The 17,198-nt window shown below is 59.9% G+C and carries 19 protein-coding genes and 1 pseudogene; 16 read left to right on the top strand and 4 right to left on the bottom strand.

The annotated features are described in order from the left end of the window. The 13 genes from KGA85_RS00740 to gspM form a co-directional block, all read left to right on the top strand. A partial coding sequence (locus tag KGA85_RS00740) for a group II intron maturase-specific domain-containing protein (RefSeq protein WP_223542833.1) occupies window positions 1–305 on the top strand: 305 nt, incomplete at its 5' end. Between the two features lie 323 nt (window positions 306–628). Then, complete coding sequence (gbpA, locus tag KGA85_RS00735; RefSeq protein WP_223542832.1) at window positions 629–2,095, top strand: N-acetylglucosamine-binding protein GbpA; 1,467 nt, start codon at window positions 629–631, stop codon at window positions 2,093–2,095. 58 nt (window positions 2,096–2,153) lie between these two features. Then, a complete protein-coding gene (locus KGA85_RS00730; RefSeq protein ID WP_317848687.1) occupies window positions 2,154–2,708 on the top strand; it encodes a type II secretion system protein N in 555 nt (184 codons plus the stop codon). 8 nt (window positions 2,709–2,716) lie between these two features. Then, window positions 2,717–4,633, top strand: a complete 1,917-nt coding sequence (gene gspD / locus KGA85_RS00725) for a type II secretion system secretin GspD (protein WP_223457640.1) — start codon at window positions 2,717–2,719, stop codon at window positions 4,631–4,633. A gap of 4 nt (window positions 4,634–4,637) precedes the next feature. Next, on the top strand, window positions 4,638–6,110 hold the full coding sequence (gene gspE, locus KGA85_RS00720) for a type II secretion system ATPase GspE (RefSeq protein WP_223457642.1): 1,473 nt from the start codon (window positions 4,638–4,640) through the stop codon (window positions 6,108–6,110). A 3-nt stretch (window positions 6,111–6,113) separates the two neighbouring features. After that, entirely contained in the window at window positions 6,114–7,322 is a 1,209-nt protein-coding gene (gene gspF / locus KGA85_RS00715; protein ID WP_223457644.1) for a type II secretion system inner membrane protein GspF, read from the top strand. Window positions 7,323–7,325: 3 nt separating this feature from the next. Continuing rightward, a complete protein-coding gene (gene gspG / locus KGA85_RS00710) occupies window positions 7,326–7,781 on the top strand; it encodes a type II secretion system major pseudopilin GspG (protein WP_223457646.1) in 456 nt (151 codons plus the stop codon). 3 nt (window positions 7,782–7,784) lie between these two features. Beyond that, window positions 7,785–8,252, top strand: a complete 468-nt coding sequence (gene gspH / locus KGA85_RS00705; protein ID WP_223457648.1) for a type II secretion system minor pseudopilin GspH — start codon at window positions 7,785–7,787, stop codon at window positions 8,250–8,252. After that, window positions 8,245–8,628, top strand: coding sequence for a type II secretion system minor pseudopilin GspI (gene gspI, locus KGA85_RS00700; protein ID WP_223457650.1), 384 nt, complete (start codon window positions 8,245–8,247; stop codon window positions 8,626–8,628). The genes gspH and gspI overlap by 8 nt, the downstream gene beginning before the upstream one ends. Beyond that, window positions 8,621–9,163: a type II secretion system protein GspJ gene (locus KGA85_RS00695; protein ID WP_223457652.1), complete on the top strand. Its 543-nt coding sequence runs from the start codon at window positions 8,621–8,623 to the stop codon at window positions 9,161–9,163. Before gspI ends, KGA85_RS00695 begins: the two co-directional genes overlap by 8 nt. Then, entirely contained in the window at window positions 9,160–10,011 is an 852-nt protein-coding gene (locus KGA85_RS00690; protein ID WP_223457654.1) for a type II secretion system protein GspK, read from the top strand. Before KGA85_RS00695 ends, KGA85_RS00690 begins: the two co-directional genes overlap by 4 nt. Beyond that, on the top strand, window positions 10,008–11,114 hold the full coding sequence (gspL, locus tag KGA85_RS00685) for a type II secretion system protein GspL (protein ID WP_223457656.1): 1,107 nt from the start codon (window positions 10,008–10,010) through the stop codon (window positions 11,112–11,114). The genes KGA85_RS00690 and gspL overlap by 4 nt, the downstream gene beginning before the upstream one ends. Further along, a complete protein-coding gene (gene gspM, locus KGA85_RS00680; RefSeq protein ID WP_223542831.1) occupies window positions 11,111–11,542 on the top strand; it encodes a type II secretion system protein GspM in 432 nt (143 codons plus the stop codon). Before gspL ends, gspM begins: the two co-directional genes overlap by 4 nt. A 62-nt stretch (window positions 11,543–11,604) precedes the next feature. Here gspM and KGA85_RS00675 read toward each other — a convergent pair whose 3' ends face one another. From KGA85_RS00675 to KGA85_RS00665, 3 genes are all read right to left on the bottom strand, one after another. Continuing rightward, window positions 11,605–12,249: a retron system putative HNH endonuclease gene (locus KGA85_RS00675; RefSeq protein WP_223457660.1), complete on the bottom strand. Its 645-nt coding sequence runs from the start codon at window positions 12,247–12,249 to the stop codon at window positions 11,605–11,607. Next, a complete protein-coding gene (locus KGA85_RS00670; RefSeq protein ID WP_223457662.1) occupies window positions 12,246–13,517 on the bottom strand; it encodes an AAA family ATPase in 1,272 nt (423 codons plus the stop codon). Before KGA85_RS00670 ends, KGA85_RS00675 begins: the two co-directional genes overlap by 4 nt. Window positions 13,518–13,595: 78 nt before the next feature. Next, window positions 13,596–14,840 (bottom strand): MFS transporter, encoded by a 1,245-nt coding sequence (locus KGA85_RS00665; RefSeq protein WP_411741738.1) that lies wholly within the window; start codon window positions 14,838–14,840, stop codon window positions 13,596–13,598. A 150-nt stretch (window positions 14,841–14,990) separates the two neighbouring features. Between KGA85_RS00665 and KGA85_RS00660 the strand changes: the two genes are divergently transcribed. The 3 genes from KGA85_RS00660 (at window position 14,991) to KGA85_RS00650 (ending at window position 16,937) form a co-directional block, all read left to right on the top strand. Continuing rightward, complete coding sequence (locus KGA85_RS00660) at window positions 14,991–15,893, top strand: LysR family transcriptional regulator (RefSeq protein WP_223457669.1); 903 nt, start codon at window positions 14,991–14,993, stop codon at window positions 15,891–15,893. Window positions 15,894–16,376: 483 nt separating this feature from the next. After that, window positions 16,377–16,631: a DUF6124 family protein gene (locus tag KGA85_RS00655; RefSeq protein ID WP_223457671.1), complete on the top strand. Its 255-nt coding sequence runs from the start codon at window positions 16,377–16,379 to the stop codon at window positions 16,629–16,631. Window positions 16,632–16,697: 66 nt separating this feature from the next. Then, complete coding sequence (locus tag KGA85_RS00650) at window positions 16,698–16,937, top strand: DNA-binding protein (protein ID WP_160390608.1); 240 nt, start codon at window positions 16,698–16,700, stop codon at window positions 16,935–16,937. A 64-nt stretch (window positions 16,938–17,001) separates the two neighbouring features. Here KGA85_RS00650 and KGA85_RS00645 read toward each other — a convergent pair. Beyond that, window positions 17,002–17,158, bottom strand: a pseudogene (locus tag KGA85_RS00645) (beta-ketoacyl-ACP synthase); the annotation flags it as partial. Window positions 17,159–17,198 lie beyond the last annotated feature (40 nt).

Here is a 17,198-nt window from a genome sequence, read left to right as displayed (position 1 = left end):
AAGTTGTCGAGAATCTACGCCCTTATCTTCTGGGCTGGAAAACTTACTTTGGGTTGTCACAAACGCCGAGAATCTGGCGAGAGCTGGACGAGTGGATGCGGCACCGATTGCGAGCGATCCAGCTTAAACAATGGAGGCGTGGTCCGACGATCTACCGTGAACTGCGGGCGTTGGGAGCCAGCAGCCAAACGGCCCGGAAAGTGGCGGCCAACTCTTATAGTTGGTGGCGTAACAGCCGCTTTGAGCTCAATCGAGTGCTGGATGTGGCGTGGTTCGACAGGCTGGGTCTGGTGCGACTCTCATAACCTCAATCTCTCGAACCGCCCGGTGCGGACCCGCATGCCGGGTGGTGTGGCAGGGGTACGGCCTATGAAGGCCGTCCCCTATGCCGATTCCTACAGAAACACGGCCGGATAAAGCGTTTCCTCCTGTAAGAGTGTTTCCTTTCTTTGTGGGAAAACCGAAGGGGCAGACTATTCCCTCCTGGTTCGATGATTACTCCTACATAGAACTCTTCGTCATCCCCGTAAGGTTCCAGACCCCTGTTCAGCGCAATTCTGAACAATAACGAAGGGAACATCGCTGCCTGCAAGGTGCGTTGTTTTCGATAAGCAGTCTGGAATACGTCATGAAAATTACATTTGATAAAAGAAGTGCTTTAACGGCCTGCACTTCATCGATGATCCTGTTATCGGCAATGCTGGCCTCTCAAACCGTTTCCGCCCATGGCTATCTGGAAGTGCCGCCTTCGCGTGCGCTGGCTTGCCAGAAAGGTTTGAACACCAACTGCGGTGGCGCCCAGTACGAGCCGCAGAGTGTCGGTGAAACCTTCAAAGGCTTTCCGGCAGGCGTCGGCGGTGCTCCCTTGCAGGGGCCGGTCGATGGCAAGATCGCCAGCGGTGGTCACTCGCTGTTCTCTGCCATGGACGCACAGTCCGCCACCCGCTGGCACTTGACGGAAATCAAGGACCGCAACATCGATTTCAAATGGCATTACACAGCGGTTCACCCAGCGACCAAGCACGAGTATTTCATCACCCGCAACGGCTGGAACCCGAATGAGTCGCTCAAGCGCGCCACCTTTGAAAGAACGCCGTTCTGCACCATCAACGGCGACAATCAGCGTCCGGAGTCCAGCGACAAGCACAACTGCAGCATTCCGACAGACAAGTCTGGCCATCACGTCGTCCTGGCCATCTGGACCGTGGGCGATACCGATGCCGCGTTCTACAACGCTACGGATCTGAACATCCTGGCGGAGCCTGAGCTGCCTGGCGGCTGGTCCTCCGTAGGCAGCATTGCTCCTTCGACTGCGTTGCTGGTGGGCGACAAGGTCAAGGCCCGCGCGTTCACCGCCAATGGCGAGAGCCCGGACTACAGCGTCGAAATCAGCATCGATAACGCTGAAGACGGCACGCCGCAAAACTGGTCGTTCAAGCTGGCCGAAAAAATCAACCAGACCCACACCCTTGTTCGCGCCGGTATCCGCGACGAGAGTGGCAATGTCGAGCCGGTCAAAGGCACCAACAGCCTCTACGCACAAAAAGAAAGCGGGGTAGTCCGCTACGAAGTGCAACTGGACATGAAGGAAGACACCGCTGCGCGCATGACGGTAGCCTCGCAGCAAGCCGAATACGTTCTGGATAAAGGCCGGGCGAAGGTCGAGTTCAGCATGATTGCGAACCGTGCGATGAACGTCGAAGCCACCTTGCTCGACCAGAACAACAAACCGGTAGGCGCCACCTCTACACAAGTGGCCAGTGGCTCCACCTCGCTGTCCATGGATGTGAGCAGCAACCCGGGCGCGCACACTCTGACCCTGGTCGGCACCACCCTGGATGGCCGCACGACCCGTCAGGACACCCAGACCACTCAACTGACTGGTGAAGGCGCCGGTATCGAATACGACTTCGTGTTCCCAGAAGGCCTCAGCGGCTACACCGCCGGCACCAAGGTGTTGCAACCGAAGACCAACGAAGTCTTTGAGTGCAAGCCATTCCCCCAGTCGGGTTATTGCAAGCAGTACAGCCCATCCGCCAACGGCTTCGAACCGGGTAGCGGTGCTCACTGGCACATGGCGTGGGACAAGTTGTAAGTCCTCGCAACTGGCCTCAGGCGACCTCAAAAAGGTCGCCTGAGGCCAGGCGCCTCTGTTGAGTACCGAATTGAAAATGAAGGTTTCGAATTTCTCCGTACAACGCTTTCGGGCGTGCCTGAGCAGCGTTTGTTGGCTCGCGTTGCCAGTGGGCGGTGCAGTGTTTCTGGCGTGGCAGGAAAAGGAATTTCGCGAGCATCTGGCTTCACCGTCGTCCGACATTGCAACCCTGGTGACGGTGCCTGTACGTGAGCCGCTCGAAACAGCATCGATTGCCATCGTGTTCGGCCTGACGACGGAGACCACACCGCAGCCCAGCGCCGAGCCGCTGACTTTGCAAGCGAGCTTTGTCAGCAACGGATTATCCAAGGCACTGCTGGCCAATGCACAAGGCTCTCGTCTCTATCAGGTGGGTGAGCGCTTGCCTGGCGGCAGCGTCCTGCGTCGTATCGAGACCCACCAGGTTGCACTGTGGAACAAGGGGCGAGAAGAGCTGCTAACGCTCGTGCCTTCTGGCGCACGTTTTCTGAAGGGACTCGAATCATCCGTCGATTCTCAACCGGTTAACACGACCACGCGTTTTTTACGCCCGCTCTCCGGGCAACCAGAGTGATGAATTTCATGAACAGCTTTGTCGGTGTGCATTGGTTGCGCTCCATGTTTCTGCTTGCCGTTTTGGCGGCTGCAGCCTTTTCGGGCACGCTTCGCGCCGAAGAAAAATGGCAGCTGGCGATGAACAACGCAGAGCTGCGCGACATCGTCGAAGAGATTTCCAACATTCTCGGGACCACCGTGGTGCTGGACCCAAAAGTCTCCGGTCGAGTCACGGTCATGTCCCGGCAGGCCCTCGATCGTGAAGGGGTGCGTCGGTTGTTCTATTCGGTGCTCGACGCCCACAACTTCACGGTGATCGATGAGGGCGACCGGATCCTCATCACCCCGGTTGCCGAGGCCAAGACCCGGGCCGGCCAGGGCACGGTGAAAACCACCACGGCGTCGCAGTTCGTGACCGAAGTCATCGGCTTGAACACCAGCAGTGCCTCCGATATTGCCGGGCTGGTGCGACCGTTGGTGTCTGCCAATGGTTATGTCGGCCCTTCGGTGTCGGCCAACGCCTTGGTGCTGACCGATACGGCTGCCAATGTGAAGCGTATCGCCCGGGTGATACGCGAGCTGGACTCCGGTCAGAACAACCTGCACGCGGTGGTTCAGCTCAAGCATGCCCAGGCGGGCGATGTCGCGCCGGTGATCGAGGCGTCCATGGGCAAGCGCAATGCCGAGTCAGCCATACAGGTACTGGCCGACACCAGGACCAATCGCCTGATTTTCATCGGCCCGCCGGTCGTTCGCCAGCGCTTGATCGAACTGGCCCGAGGTCTCGATACGCCGGCCACCACAACGCTCGACAATGCCCGGGTGATTCGCCTGCGTCACAGCGATGCCAAGCAGTTGGCCGAGATTCTGGAGTCGATGGGGCAGGGCAGAAAGCAGACATCCGCCGCCGGCAGCGCCAAGGACACGTCTGGTGGTGCAACCTTCATGATCAAGGCCGACGAAAGCCAGAACGCGCTGGTGCTGATCGCCGAGCCGGCGCAGGTGCGGACCATCGAAAACATCGTGCGTCAGCTGGACCAGCCACGAGCCCAGGTGTTGATCCATGCCGCCATCGTCGAAATTTCCGGCGACATCGCCGAGGCCGTCGGTGTGCAGTGGAATCTCAACACGGGGGACGCCAAGGGCTTCATCAACTTTCCCGGCACCGACATTCCGATCGTCGGCGGGCTGAAGTTCGACGAGAAAAGATCGGCGCCGGAAGGGGCGATCCTGCAACTGGGCAGTGACCGCTTCGGCGCGCTGATTTCGGCCCTGGCCAGCAACACCCACAGCAACCTGCTGTCCACGCCAAGCCTGTTGACCCTGGACAATCAGGAAGCCGAGATCATCGTTGGCCAGAACGTGCCGTTCAAGACCGGTTCCTACGCCACCAACAGCAACGGCGCGGAGAATCCGTTCACCACCGTCGAGCGCAAGGACGTTGGCATCAGCCTGAAGATCAAGCCTTACATCAACGAAGGCTCGACGTTGCGCCTGGAGGTCGAGCAGGAAGTGTCGGACATCGCACCGTCGGTGTCGGGCATCGATTCCTCGGACCTGATCACCAACAAGCGAGCGCTCAAAAGCACCATCCTCGCCGACGATGGCGAAATCATCGTGATCGGCGGCCTGATCAGGGACAGCGTGCGCACCCAGAAAAGCGGCGTGCCGCTGCTGCGTGACATTCCCTACCTCGGCGCGATGTTTCGCTGGAGCCGCGACACCCAGACCAAAAGCAACCTGATGGTGTTCTTGCGCCCGACCATCGTGCGCAGCAAGGAAGATCTGTCCCAGGTCAGCCAGCAGCGTTACAACGCGCTGCGTGACTTGAGCAAATCAGGGGCGGGGGAAAACAATTCGTTGTTGCTGCCATCCGAGGCGCGCGGGTTGTTTGAACCGGCCAGCGATGCGCCAGTGTTCGATTTGCGCAGCAAGGCGCAGTAAATCCATGAGCGAACTCTGCGAGCAATTGCCCTTCGGCTTCGCCCGGCGTTTTGGCGTGTTGCTGGAGCATGACGGCGACGACTTGCGCCTTGCCCTGCGTAGCGATGCGCCGCTCACCGCATTGGCGGAAGCGCGCCGGGTGTGCGGGCGGGCATTGCCGTTTCAGATCGTCGGGGTCGATGAGTACGCCTCGCGTCTGGCAGCGGCCTATCGCGAGGGGCACAGTGCGGTGGAGCAAGTTGCCCAAGGGCTGGACGAAGAACTGGACTTGCTCAGCCTGGTCGATCAGGTCCCGCAAACCGCCGACCTGCTGGAGCAACAGGGCGACGCACCGATCATTCGCCTGATCAACGCGCTGCTCGGTGAAGCGGTGCGTGAGCACGCCTCGGATGTGCACCTGGAAACCTTCGAGCAGTACCTGTCGGTGCGCATGCGGGTGGATGGTCAACTGCGTGAAATGCTCAGGCCCAAGCGCGAACTGGCGACGCTGCTGGTGTCGCGGATCAAGGTCATGGCGCGTCTGGACATCGCGGAAAAACGCGTGCCCCAGGATGGGCGAATGGCCTTGCGCCTGGCCGGGCATGAAGTGGATGTGCGGGTCTCGACGCTGCCTTCGGCCCATGGCGAACGCGTGGTGCTGCGCCTGCTCGACAAGCAGGCCGGACGCCTGGATCTGCAACGGCTGGGCATGCCGGACGACACCCTGGCGGCCCTGCGCCAGTTGTTGGGCAAACCCCACGGCATCCTGTTGGTGACCGGGCCGACCGGTTCCGGCAAGACCACCAGCCTGTACGCCGCGCTGAGCAGCCTGAATGACCAGACCCGCAACATCCTGACGGTCGAAGACCCGATCGAGTATCACCTGCCGGGTGTCGGCCAGATGCCGGTCAATCCGAAGGTCGACATGACCTTCGCCCGAGGTCTGCGGGCGATTTTGCGCCAGGATCCGGACGTGGTGATGGTTGGCGAAATCCGTGACCGCGAAACCGCCGAGATCGCTGTCCAGGCGTCTTTGACCGGGCATCTGGTGCTCTCGACCCTGCACACCAACAGCGCGGCCGGCGCAGTCACGCGGCTTGTGGACATGGGCGTCGATGCCTATCTGCTGGCGTCCTCGCTGGTGGGTATTCTGGCCCAGCGCCTGCTGCGCACCTTGTGCCCCCATTGCAAGGTTTCGTACCTCGCCGACGCAGCGGCCTGCCAGCGCCTGGGGCTCGACACGAGCACGCCGCACACCCTGTTCAAGGCCTCGGGCTGTGAACAGTGCCAGCACGGCTATCGCGGACGCGTCGGCATTTACGAACTGATCAGCGTGACACCCGCCGTCTCGGCGCTGATCCATCAGGGCGCCCGCGAGCAAATCCTCGTCGACGAAACGCGCAAGGTCTCGCGCAGCCTGTTCCAGGACGGGCGCCAGCGGGTGCTGGACGGATTGACCAGCCTCGATGAGTTGCTGCGTGTGACCCAGGAGAACTGACCGGTGCCGACCTTCGACTACCGCGCCCACGACGCCCAGGGACGATCCTGCAGGGGACGATTGGAGGCCGATGGACCCCGCCATGGGCGACAGTTGTTGCGTGAGCGTGGATTGTGGCCACGTGTCTTGATCGAGGTGAGGGTCGGCGGCGGTGCGGGCCAGCAGTCGCGAGGTGGACGCCTGAGTGCTGCTGATCTGGCGCTGTTGACGTTGCAACTGTCAACGCTGGTTCAGGCCGGACTGCCCCTGGAAGAAGCGCTCGATGCGGTGGCGAAGCAGAGCTCAAAGCGCAAGGTTGCGGGTTTGCTCTCGGCGGTCAGGAGCCGGGTCATGGAAGGCCACGCCCTGGCCTCGGCACTGGGGCAATTTCCACGGGCCTTCCCCGAGTTGTTCCGCGCCACCGTGGCCGCTGGAGAACGCTCGGGGCATCTGGGCCAAGTGCTGGAGCAACTGGCGGCCTACACCCAGGCCCGCCAGGCCTCGCGGCAAAAGATCCAGATGGCTCTGGTGTATCCGTTGATCCTGATGTTGGCCAGTGTGGCGATCGTCGGTTTTCTGCTCGGTTATGTGGTGCCGGATGTGGTGAAGATCTTCGTCGACAGCGGCCAGCCGTTGCCCTGGCTGACCCAGGCGCTGATCGGCGTGAGTAACGGCCTGCGCGACCATTTCCTGTTGTTGATGAGCGTACTGGCGACGCTGTTCGGCCTGTGGCGCTGGAGCTGGCAGCGGCCGCAGTGGCGTTTGCGCTGGCATCGTTGGGTGCTGAATGCGCCAGTCATCGGTGAAGTGCTGCGTGCCATGGAAGCCGCGCGGTTTGCCAGCACCCTGGCAATCCTCGGCAAAAGTGCCGTGCCCTTGGTGGATGCCCTGGAAATTGCCGCCGCGGTCATCGGCAACCTGACCATCCGCGCGCGGATGGTCGATGTCGCCCGCTCGGTCCGTGAAGGCGGAACGCTGACCCGTGGCCTGGAACTGAGCGGGGACATCCCGCCGATGATGCTGCACATGATCGCCAGCGGCGAACGTGCCGGTGAACTCGACCGCATGCTGGCCCGGGCCGCCGAACAACAGGAAAGCAGCCTCGCCGCGCGCATTGCGCTGGTGGTGAGCCTCTTCGAGCCAGCGATGCTTGTACTGATGGGCGGCGTCGTGCTGCTGATCGTCATGGCCATCCTGCTGCCGATTCTCAGCCTCAACCAATTGGTGAATTGATCCATGCAACCTGTCCGCAAAAACCTTTCCCGTGCGCAACGCGGTTTTACCCTGATCGAAATCATGGTGGTGGTGGTCATCATCGGCGTGCTGGGGGCCATTGTGGTGCCGCAGTTCATGAGCCGCCCCGATCAAGCCAAGGTCACCGCCGCCAGAATCGATATCCAGGCCATCGCCACTGCCCTGGAAATGTATCGCCTCGACAACGCCCATTACCCTTCGACCCAGCAAGGCCTGGAAGCGTTGGTCAAACGTCCATCCGGACTGCCCGCGGCACGGGGCTGGAACCCTCAGGGTTACCTCAAGAGCATGCCGGTCGACCCGTGGAACACGCCTTATCAGTACATCAATCCGGGTGTGCGATCGGTAGACGGCACTTACGATCTGTATTCCCTGGGCGCCGATGGCGTAGCGGGCGGCGAAGGGTTTGCAGCCGAAATCGGCAATTGGGGGCATTGATCCGTGGGCTACCGCTGCCGGGGGTTTACCTTGCTGGAATTGATGATCGTGATTGTACTGGTCGGCGTTTTGCTGGGCATGGTGAGACTTGCCGGTGGGGGCAGTCCGGCGCGTGAGGTGAAGCAGGAAGCCGAGGCGATGATGCAGGTGATCCATCAGTTGCGTCAGCGCGCCGTGTTCGAAGGTCAAGAGTACGGCCTAAGGCTGAGTACCGATGGCTACCGGGCGATGCGTCTGGAAGTGCGCGGGTGGGAGCCGGTGGCGGCGCTTTCTCGCTGGCCCCGGAACGTGCGAGTACGTTTTCAGCAGGACGGCTATGCGGTAGAGCCGGACGCTGAAGAAGGACCACCGCAGTTGCTGTTGCTCAGCAACGATGAAACCAGTGCCTTCACGCTGACATTCGAGTCCGGCAACAGGACCTGGCTGAGCCTGTCCGGCGATGGCATCGGCGAGGTGGCGATCGATGACTAGCCGGCCATCATTGTCGTCCATGGACGGCTTCACGCTGCTGGAGATCATGGTGGCCCTGGCGGTCTTCGCGACACTGGCGGCAGCCGTGCTGTCGGCCAGTCAATACGCGGTGAAGCAGCGCGGCGCCGTTGAGACTCGCCTGTTCGCGGCATGGCTGGCGGACAACCGGTTGAACGAGTTGCGCCTGCAACCCGGTTTGGCGGCCGGCCAGCAGCAACAGGTCGTGTCGATGGATCAGCGTGACTGGGTGCTGCATCAGCACATCAGCGCCACCCGCGATCCGCGTTTGCTCCAGGTCGACATTCAGGTCAGCCCGGCGAACAGTGCGCACGCCGTGCATCGTGCCAGCGGCTGGATACTCGCGGTTCATGAATAAGCAGCGCGGATTCACCTTGCTGGAGCTGGTCATCGCCATGGCCATCTTCGCCGTGCTGGGGCTGGCCAGTTGGGGCTTGTTCGATAGCGTGCTGCGAGTGCAACAGGGCACGACGGCCCACGAGCGAGAGCTGAGGAACCTGCAACGAGCGGTGGCGGTGATCGAGCGGGATCTGCTGCACGTCACCGCACAGCCGATGGTGCTCGCACCGCCGCTTTTGCAGTTCCAGCGCAGTCACTGGCGCAATCCTCTGGACCAGCCGCGCAGTGAGCGCCAGACGCTGACCTATCGACTCGACGGCGGCGTGCTGTGGCGCGAAAGCCAGGGTGAAGGTACGGAGTTCGTGCAGCGGCAAAAACTGCTCGAAGACATTCGCGAATTGGGCTGGCGTCTGTTCGACAGTCAGTCCGGCTGGGTTGCTCATTGGCCGGCCGGGCAGGGCGCGAAGGCGCCCATGGCGCTGGAAGTGCAAGTGTCTGTCGGGCGCTTCGAATCGATTCGTCGGGTGTTGCCGATGCCGGGTGCATTGCCGTGAATGGGCGCCAACGCGGCATTGCGTTGATCAGTGTATTGCTGGTCATGAGCCTGGCACTGCTGATCATTGGTGGCGTGTTGCGCAGCCATCACCTTTCGCTGCAAAGCAGTGGGCAACAGTTACAGCAGATACAGCTGCGGCAACTCGCATTGGGCGGGGAAACCTGGGCGTTGTTGCTGTTGCGCGACGCGTTGCAGGACGCGAAAAAACCCGTCGAGCGGATTCAAGGCTGGACAGCCATGGCAGCGGGTTTCGAGGTTGAAGATGCGCAGATCCGAATCGATATCGATGACCTCGCCGGGCGCTTCAATCTCAATGCGTTGTTACGCCAGGGGCAGGTGGATCAGGTCACCCTCGACCGGTGGGCGCGCCTGCTTGAGCTGCTCGATCTGCCTCCTCTGCAACTGAGTCAGGTCGGGCCGTTGCAGGAACTTAGCCAGCTGCGCTTGCTGCCTGACATTGACGTTCGCCTGCTGCGGCGGCTGGAGCCCTGGGTGGCGCTGTTGCCCACCGACGCCGCCTTGAACATCAACACCGCACCGGCGCTGCTGTTGAGAACGCTCGGCGAAGTGGACGCCGCGACCGCCGATGTGCTGGCGCGTCAGGCGGCAACAACGCCCTGGGCGAGCGTCCAGGCGTTTACGCAGGACCCGTTGCTCTCCGGGCAAGGCCTGAGCAATCACGGACTTGGTACCCAAAGCCGCTGGTATCGGATAAGGGTGCAGGTGACCCGGGGCGGGCGCGAACTGCACCTGGCCACGGATGTCGGGCACGACCCCAAAACTCGACAGCTGACGGTGCTGCAACGACGTTTTCTTCCCACGAATAGCCACGAGAGACCGCGATGAACACTTGGCTTTACCTGACCGCCGAAGGCCAGGACGCGCCATCGAGCCTTTGGCCTTGCGTCCTGTGGTCACAAACCGGTCAACGCCAGCCGATGCCACTGAATCAGGTGGCCTCGGCATTGCAGGGGCAAGCGGTCGATGTGCTACTGCCCATGGAAATGTGCAGTTGGGTTCGCAGCGAGCCATGGCCGTCGCGACGCAGGCCCGAGACCCAGGCCATGGCCTTCGCCGTGGAAGATCAACTGAGTGAAGCGCTGGAGAGGGTGCATCTGAGCGTTGGCGCTCGTGATCGTGACGGCTGCTACCCAGTCATGGTCATTGGCCGCGAACGGTTGGCCGCCGTGCTCGACTTGCTGCACGAGGCGGGTATTGAGGTGCGCGGGGTGTTCGTCGATGCCGATGTGTTGTCCGGCGATCAGCCGTGCGGCACATGGTGGTTCGGTCGCTGGTTGTTGGGTGGCGGTCTGTCGGCGCGCCTGGCATTGTCGCAAGACCACCTGGCGCTGCTCGCCCCGTTATTACCCAAGGACATGCAATGGCTGGACGACCGTGAGGACCCCGCTGTCATCGACCAATGCCTGACCCGCCGTCCAACCCGGGCCATCAACCTGCGGCAAGGTGCGTTCGCCCCACGGGGCAAGCGTCTGCCCTGGCGTGCCGGCGGGTGGGCGCTGTTGATGCTGGCGCTGTTGACCTGGGGTGCCAGCGAGACGCGGATCCGCTTCCTCGACAGCGAAGCCCGCCGCCTGACCACCCAAAATGAACAGCGATTCAAGGCGCTTTACCCGGAGCAAAGCCGCATCGTCGATATGGCAGCGCAACTCAAGGCCCTGCAAAGCCAGCCTGTGGATTCGCAAAACACCCGCATTGCCGGGCTGGTCCAGTTGATTGAGCAGGTGATTGGCGCCAGTCCGGTCGAGGTCCAGCGCATCGAGTATCGAGCCGGCGAAGGCTGGAAAATCCAGCTGACCGCCAGTGGCTTTACCGAGCTGGAGCAGTTGCGGGAACGCGGACGACAACAAGGCATGCCCGTCCGGCTCGACAGCGCGAACAAAGCCGCTGACCGGGTGCACGCCACCCTCACCGTGGAGGACGAAGCATGAAGCAGGCATGGCGGCGCATTTCCGCGCGCGAACAACGGCTGTTGCAAGTCTCGGGGGCTTTTTTGTTGGCGGTTGTGGCTTTCAGCCTGATCTGGCAACCAACCCGGCAGCGGCTGGAAACAGTCGAGCGACAGTATCAACAGCAGGCGGGGCTGGCCGCGCAACTGCAGCGGGCATTACCGCGCAGCCACGTCCCCGTCGACAGCGAAAAACCGCTATCGCTGCGCATCAGCGAAAGCGCCACGGCGGCAGGGCTGGAAATCCGTCAGATGGAGAGCGACAGCGATCTGCTGCGCGTCACCCTCAATGGCAATGCGCAGCCCTTGATGCAGTGGATCGATGGGATCGAGCGCGATGGAGTCGCGTTGCAAACCCTGACACTGGAGAAGCGTGACGATGCCCTGGAGGCGAGGGTGGTGCTCAAGTAGTTGCACTACCGTTCAATGAAAAACACCCGGCTTATGCTGGGCGTTTTTCATTGTGCAGATTTTCAGTGTCCAATGAGCTGTTCGGCGTAGCGAACGATCACGTGATCGAAAGCTTTTTGCTCAAGGATACTGTTAGAACGAATAGCAGCAACGAGGCGGACAAGGTCTTCCTCACTGGCCTGTGTGATGAACTCGTCATCGAATAAACCACGGATTGTGCTCTGTCGGCGATTGTTGAGGTAGGCAATATCGAGTGCCAGTACTTCAATCATTTTCGTTGCCGGCAGATCGTCCCGCTCGGTTGCTTGAATTTCGCCGGTCTGCAGATAACGGAAACGGTGTTCGCAATGCTCATCCATCGGTGAGATATGCTGCGCTTCGTCAAACCAGTTGCTTTTGCGATGACCGCAGTGCAATGGATTGCCAGGTGTTGTCTCTCGCAGGCAAGAGGCGTGGAGGTTATGGTACTCCAATGCCAATTCCTCATAGTGTTCTTGAGGCCTGAAGTGTTCGATATGACTGCTGGCAGCATCTATCTCTCTACCGCAGTAGCAACAGAAGAAGCCTTGTTCTTGCAGTAAACTGTTGTGCAAATCACGCTTTTGCGGATTTTGCAGTGTTGGATAAGTAGGACTCCACTCTTCGTTTGCCGAGCTTTTCCATCTTGTAAATGAAGCGGGTTCAATTCCTTTGAGCACTCGTTTCATTTGCCGAGGATCTCCTTGCGCCTGATCAGCGCCTCTGCGCCAGCGAATTCCGGAAGATCAGGGGCTCTCAACTTCAGTGCCTTGAGTTGCGCCTTGGCTTTCTTCAGGTCGTTGTCTTCCAGTGTTGAAAACAGTTCCGAGAGCAATTTTTCAATTTCGGGTTCGCGTTGGGTAACCCCCATCACTTCCTCCAGCACGCTGCTGGAGTCCAGACCGTAGGTGACCCGTGGGTGGGACGGATCGCCGTTGTGCAGAATGATGACTTCTTCGGGCTGGAGGCTGCCGATGATTTGAGGGGAGTGGCTGGCGGCGATGAATTGGACTTTCGGGAAAGCTTGTTTCAGCGCAGGCACGATGTTGCGTTGCCAGGCTGGGTGAAGATGGATGTCCAGTTCGTCGATGATGACTACGCCTGAAGTGTTTTTCAGGACATCCTTGCCCATGTGAGGGTTGAGGATGCACATGCGGCGGGCGATGTCTGCGAAGAGGGCGACCATGCCTCGCTGGCCGTCACTAAGGTTGTTGAAGGGAATGGTTATGCCTCCTTCAACATCTATCAATAGGCTTTGAAGCCTGAGGTCGTAACGAAGGTTTTTTGCATTCGGCAGAGCTATCCCGATTGCTTGATTGACCAACGTCAGTTCGTCATCGAATGTCGGTATTGCCGTTTTTGAATCCAGCAAACTTTGCATGCGTTCGAGCGTCTTGCCGATCAGCCAACTTTCGAAGTCTTTTAAGTCGGTAACTGCATCAAACCAATTCGTGTATCCGTCCAAGCGGGAGATTTTTTGCTGTGCCGCAAACTCGGCCGAAATATTTGCGCCTTTCCATTGACGATTGGATCGATAGAAAGCGAGAACGGGTAGCTCGACACTTTCTCCGAGATCGAACTTTGCGAGCTCTTTATCTGTTGCAAGCATTAACTCAAGATCTACCAAAGGTGGGAGATGCTCACCCGCTTGAGTGGTTTCCCATTTATTGACTCCTAAAATATCTCCCTGAGCTGCAAGCAGAAGCGGGAACTTTCTTTCGAAGCGGCTACGACTTTCAAATTTGTTGATGACAAAGCGCACGTCGTTCAGGTCTAAGCCGATGGGCTGTAGTTTTATCGAATTCGCATATTCAATGAACGAAACGGCCGCAGCCTGCAACAATGAAGTCTTCCCGCTCCCATTAACCCCCACCACCAGATTGAAACCCGGCTGGAAGTCGAAAGTGGCATCTTCGTAACAACGAAAATTCTGAATGTGGAGACGGTCCAGGCGCATTCTGGCTTCCCTTTACCAAGACTGACGAATGCCGTCAGTGTACCTTGGCTCGCGATTACCGCTAGGGTGCAGTTGTGGCTAAACCTTCGCTGTACCCGGCAACAACGGCAACTTCGCCAGCTTCAACGCGACCAGCAGTGCAATCACCAGCAGCGTGCCGATGAACAACCCGATGCCGTTCCAGCCGCCCAGGTGCCAGAACACGCCACCCGCCGTACCGGCGATGCTCCCCCCGGCGTAGTAGCTGAACAGGTACAAGGACGATGCTTGCCCCTTGGCCCTGGTGGCGCGGCGGCCGATCCAGCTGCTGGCCACCGAGTGGGCGCCAAAGAAGCCGAAGGTAAAGATCAGCATGCCGATGATCACCAGCGGCAATGGCGTAAACATCGTCAGGGCGAGACCACCGATCATCAGCGCGATGGTGCTCCAGAGTACTTTGCGGCGACCGAGTCTGTCGGCTAGCGAGCCGATTTTCGCTGAGCTGTAGATGCCCGACAGGTACACCACCGACAGCAAGCCGACGAAGGCCTGTTCCATATGGTACGGCGCGGCCAGCAGGCGATAGCCGATGTAGTTGAACAGCGTGACGAACGCGCCCATCAACACAAAGGCTTCCAGAAACAGCAGCGGCAGGCCGGCGTCGCGAAAGTGCATGGTGAAACCGTCGAGCAGGCTGCGCGGGTGCAGCGAGCGGGCGCGGAAGTTGCGCGATTCGGGGAGGATTTTCCAGAACACCGCCGCGGCAATCAGGGCCAGGCCACCGATCACCAGCATCGCCGTGTGCCAGCTAACGAAGTCGATCAATACCCCGGTGATCAAGCGCCCGCTCATCCCGCCAATCGCGTTGCCACCGATGTACAAACCCATGGCGAGGCCGATGTGCTGTGGGTGGATCTCTTCGCTCAAGTAAGTCATCGCAACCGCAGCCAGGCCGCTCAACGACAATCCGATCAGCGCACGCATCAGCAGCACACCGTGCCAGCTCGGCATCATCGCACTGGCCATGGTGCACAGCGCAGCGGCGAACAGTGCGGCCACCATCACCGGTTTACGCCCGATACGGTCGGAAATCGGCCCGGTGATCAGCAGGCCGATGGCAAGCATGCCGGTGGCGATAGACAGGATCAGGCTGCTTTGCGCCGCGTTGATGGAATACTCGTGGGACAGCAGCGGCATCATCGGCTGCACGCAGTAGAGCAGGGCGAAAGTCGCGAAGCCACCGCAGAACAATGCGAGCACTGTGCGCATGAACGCCGGGGTGCCTTTTTCGATGTAGATCTCCGCCAGCTCAGCGGCGATAGCGTCCGGCGCTGAAGGTGACACTTCATGGGCGAGTGGGGCGACAGCAGTTTTCACGGGGACCTCGGAGGGCGCAGCCGGTCAGGCAATGAAAAAAGCATATAGCTGGCTAATGATTCAATCCAATATATTGTTCGACCTGTTTGATAGCTTTTACGACCTAATGGGGTTTCCATGGAATTGCGTCATCTGCGCTACTTCATCGCCGTTGCCGAAGAACTGCACTTCGGCCGCGCCGCACAGGTGCTGGGCATCTCCCAGCCACCGCTGAGCCAGCAGATTCAAGCGCTGGAACAGGAAGTCGGCGCACGGCTGTTCGAGCGTACCAATCGTCGGGTCGAGCTGAGCGAGGCCGGTCGGCTGTTTCTGCAAGAGGCGCGGTTGGTGCTGGCGCAGGTCGACAAAGCGGCAGATGTCGCGCGACGGGCGCAACTGGGTGAGTTGGGTGAGCTGAAAATCGGCTTCACCTCGTCGGCACCCTTCAACTCGACCATTCCCCAGGCGATTTTCTCTTTCCGCCAGCGCTTCCCGGCGGTGCACCTGAACCTGCGGGAAATGAGCAGCACCCAGGTGGCCGATGCGCTGGTGGACGAGTCGATTGAAGTCGGCATCATGCGCCCGCTCGGGCTGCCGGACTGCCTCAGCGTGGTCGAGTTGATGCGCGAGCCGCTGGTCGCGGTGCTCAGCTCCAAGCACCCGTTGGTAGAAGGCAGCGAGGAGGGCTTGTTTCTGTCAGCCCTGGCGCTTGAGCCCTTTGTGTTTTTCCCGCGCAGCTACGGCAGCGGCCTGTATGCGCAACTGCTCAGCTTGGCCCGGGATGCCGGCTTCACTCCGCATTTCGCACAAGAGGCAGGCGAGGCGATGACCATCATCGGCCTGGTCGCAGCGGGGCTGGGTGTGTCGGTGATGCCGGCGTCTTATCAGCGGATGCGTATTGATGGTGTGGTCTATCGGCCGTTGCTCGATCCGGCGGCGGTGTCGGCGGTGTGGCTGGTGCAACGCAAGGATCAGAAATCGGCGATGGCCAAGGCGTTTGTGGATTTGTTGACGCGTAAAGTAGAACCACTGAAGCAGTGACGGTGTGAACACAATATTCCCTGTAGGAGCGAGCCTGCTCGCGATGGACTAAAAAACGCCACGTTCACCCAGGAAGCACGCGCCATCGTTGGCGACCATCGCGAGCGGGCTCGCTCCTACAAATCAGAGTTTTCGCCGCCGCCCGTGGGACATTTCTGAACTACCCCGGATGGGCTACAGCGCCTTGCGACGTTGCCTTCAACTACTCCAGAATCCGCCGGCTTGTGCGCTTTGAGGGTCATCGGTAGCTTGATCCGTGTCACTGATCGTCAGTGATCGGGTTTAGCAGCCCGTGTTTTCGCTAAGTGCATTTGCGCTCCTGATAGGCAGGTATGCCTGTACCTGCCCTTGACGGTAGCTGTGCGCAGGGCGCCTTCGGGCGCGCCGGTTTGGTGAAGACCCGGTCTGCTAACCTGCGTACAGCTGCCACCCTTTTGATTCGTAGCGACACGGTGTCGGCTCCACTTTTCTGGGCGCTGAATCATGACCAAAAAAGCAAAAGAAACGCCGGACACTCCACGCGAACCCAGCAATATCTTCTTGATCGCCCCCGATATCGATAACCACACCCTGCTGGAATACGCCTGTGTGTCGCTGGCATCAGCCAATGTCATGGCGAGCGATTTCGCGAGGAATCTGAACGGAGCGCAGAGCAATACATTGTTGGGGATTCAACAGTCGATCATGTTGGGGGAGCTGGCGGTGAATCGGGTGTTGGATAACCTCGATCCACCTTGAACCACCCAATTGAATTTTCCAATTCGGGGTTACGATCAAATTAAATTGAGCAACGCGGAGTAGATCATGACAAGCCAATTTCGCCGTTGGGATTCCGCCGAATACCTAAAGACCGAAGAGGACTTGGCTGATTATCTGAAAGCTTGTTTGGAAGTAGGGGAAGAGGATCCAGAATTCGTCTTCAAGGCACTTGCGACAATTGCGCGTGCTCGTGAATCAAACCCAACGTTTCCGAAAGGAGCTTGTGAGACTCTGAGGATCCTGGGCAACCAGCCATCACAGAGCCAGGCAGGTAAAGGGCGATGACAAGCCGACCTGTTTATTAAGGAGCGCCGAAAGGCGCTCTTTGGCGTTTCTGGCCTTACATTCAGCGCTTGCAAATCAGTTTCGGGCGGAGAGTGTACTGGCCGTCGGCATTGCTGCCGAGTCCGACGAGCTCGGCTTGGATACGGGCGCCTGCACCAATGCGTGTTCCAGTTCTTCGAGCACCGGAATGCCGCCACCTTACCGATCACCAGACCGCCGCGCCCTTAATCGTAGGAGCGCAGGTATTTTCTATAAATTCTA

The sequence above is a fragment of the Pseudomonas sp. GL-B-12 genome, from assembly GCF_019955895.1.
Lineage (GTDB): Bacteria > Pseudomonadota > Gammaproteobacteria > Pseudomonadales > Pseudomonadaceae > Aquipseudomonas.
This window is presented reverse-complemented; position numbering and strand designations above follow the sequence as displayed.

Excerpts from the sequence above, each read along its gene's own strand:
- gbpA (WP_223542832.1), top strand. The coding sequence starts at position 629 with ATGAAAATTACATTTGATAAAAGAAGTGCTTTAACGGCCTGCACTTCA.
- gspD (WP_223457640.1), top strand. The coding sequence starts at position 2,717 with ATGAACAGCTTTGTCGGTGTGCATTGGTTGCGCTCCATGTTTCTGCTT.
- gspE (WP_223457642.1), top strand. The coding sequence starts at position 4,638 with ATGAGCGAACTCTGCGAGCAATTGCCCTTCGGCTTCGCCCGGCGTTTT.
- gspG (WP_223457646.1), top strand. The coding sequence starts at position 7,326 with ATGCAACCTGTCCGCAAAAACCTTTCCCGTGCGCAACGCGGTTTTACC.
- gspI (WP_223457650.1), top strand. The coding sequence starts at position 8,245 with ATGACTAGCCGGCCATCATTGTCGTCCATGGACGGCTTCACGCTGCTG.
- KGA85_RS00695 (WP_223457652.1), top strand. The coding sequence starts at position 8,621 with ATGAATAAGCAGCGCGGATTCACCTTGCTGGAGCTGGTCATCGCCATG.
- gspL (WP_223457656.1), top strand. The coding sequence starts at position 10,008 with ATGAACACTTGGCTTTACCTGACCGCCGAAGGCCAGGACGCGCCATCG.
- gspM (WP_223542831.1), top strand. The coding sequence starts at position 11,111 with ATGAAGCAGGCATGGCGGCGCATTTCCGCGCGCGAACAACGGCTGTTG.
- KGA85_RS00675 (WP_223457660.1), bottom strand. The coding sequence starts at position 12,249 with ATGAAACGAGTGCTCAAAGGAATTGAACCCGCTTCATTTACAAGATGG.
- KGA85_RS00670 (WP_223457662.1), bottom strand. The coding sequence starts at position 13,517 with ATGCGCCTGGACCGTCTCCACATTCAGAATTTTCGTTGTTACGAAGAT.
- KGA85_RS00660 (WP_223457669.1), top strand. The coding sequence starts at position 14,991 with ATGGAATTGCGTCATCTGCGCTACTTCATCGCCGTTGCCGAAGAACTG.
- KGA85_RS00655 (WP_223457671.1), top strand. The coding sequence starts at position 16,377 with ATGACCAAAAAAGCAAAAGAAACGCCGGACACTCCACGCGAACCCAGC.
- KGA85_RS00650 (WP_160390608.1), top strand. The coding sequence starts at position 16,698 with ATGACAAGCCAATTTCGCCGTTGGGATTCCGCCGAATACCTAAAGACC.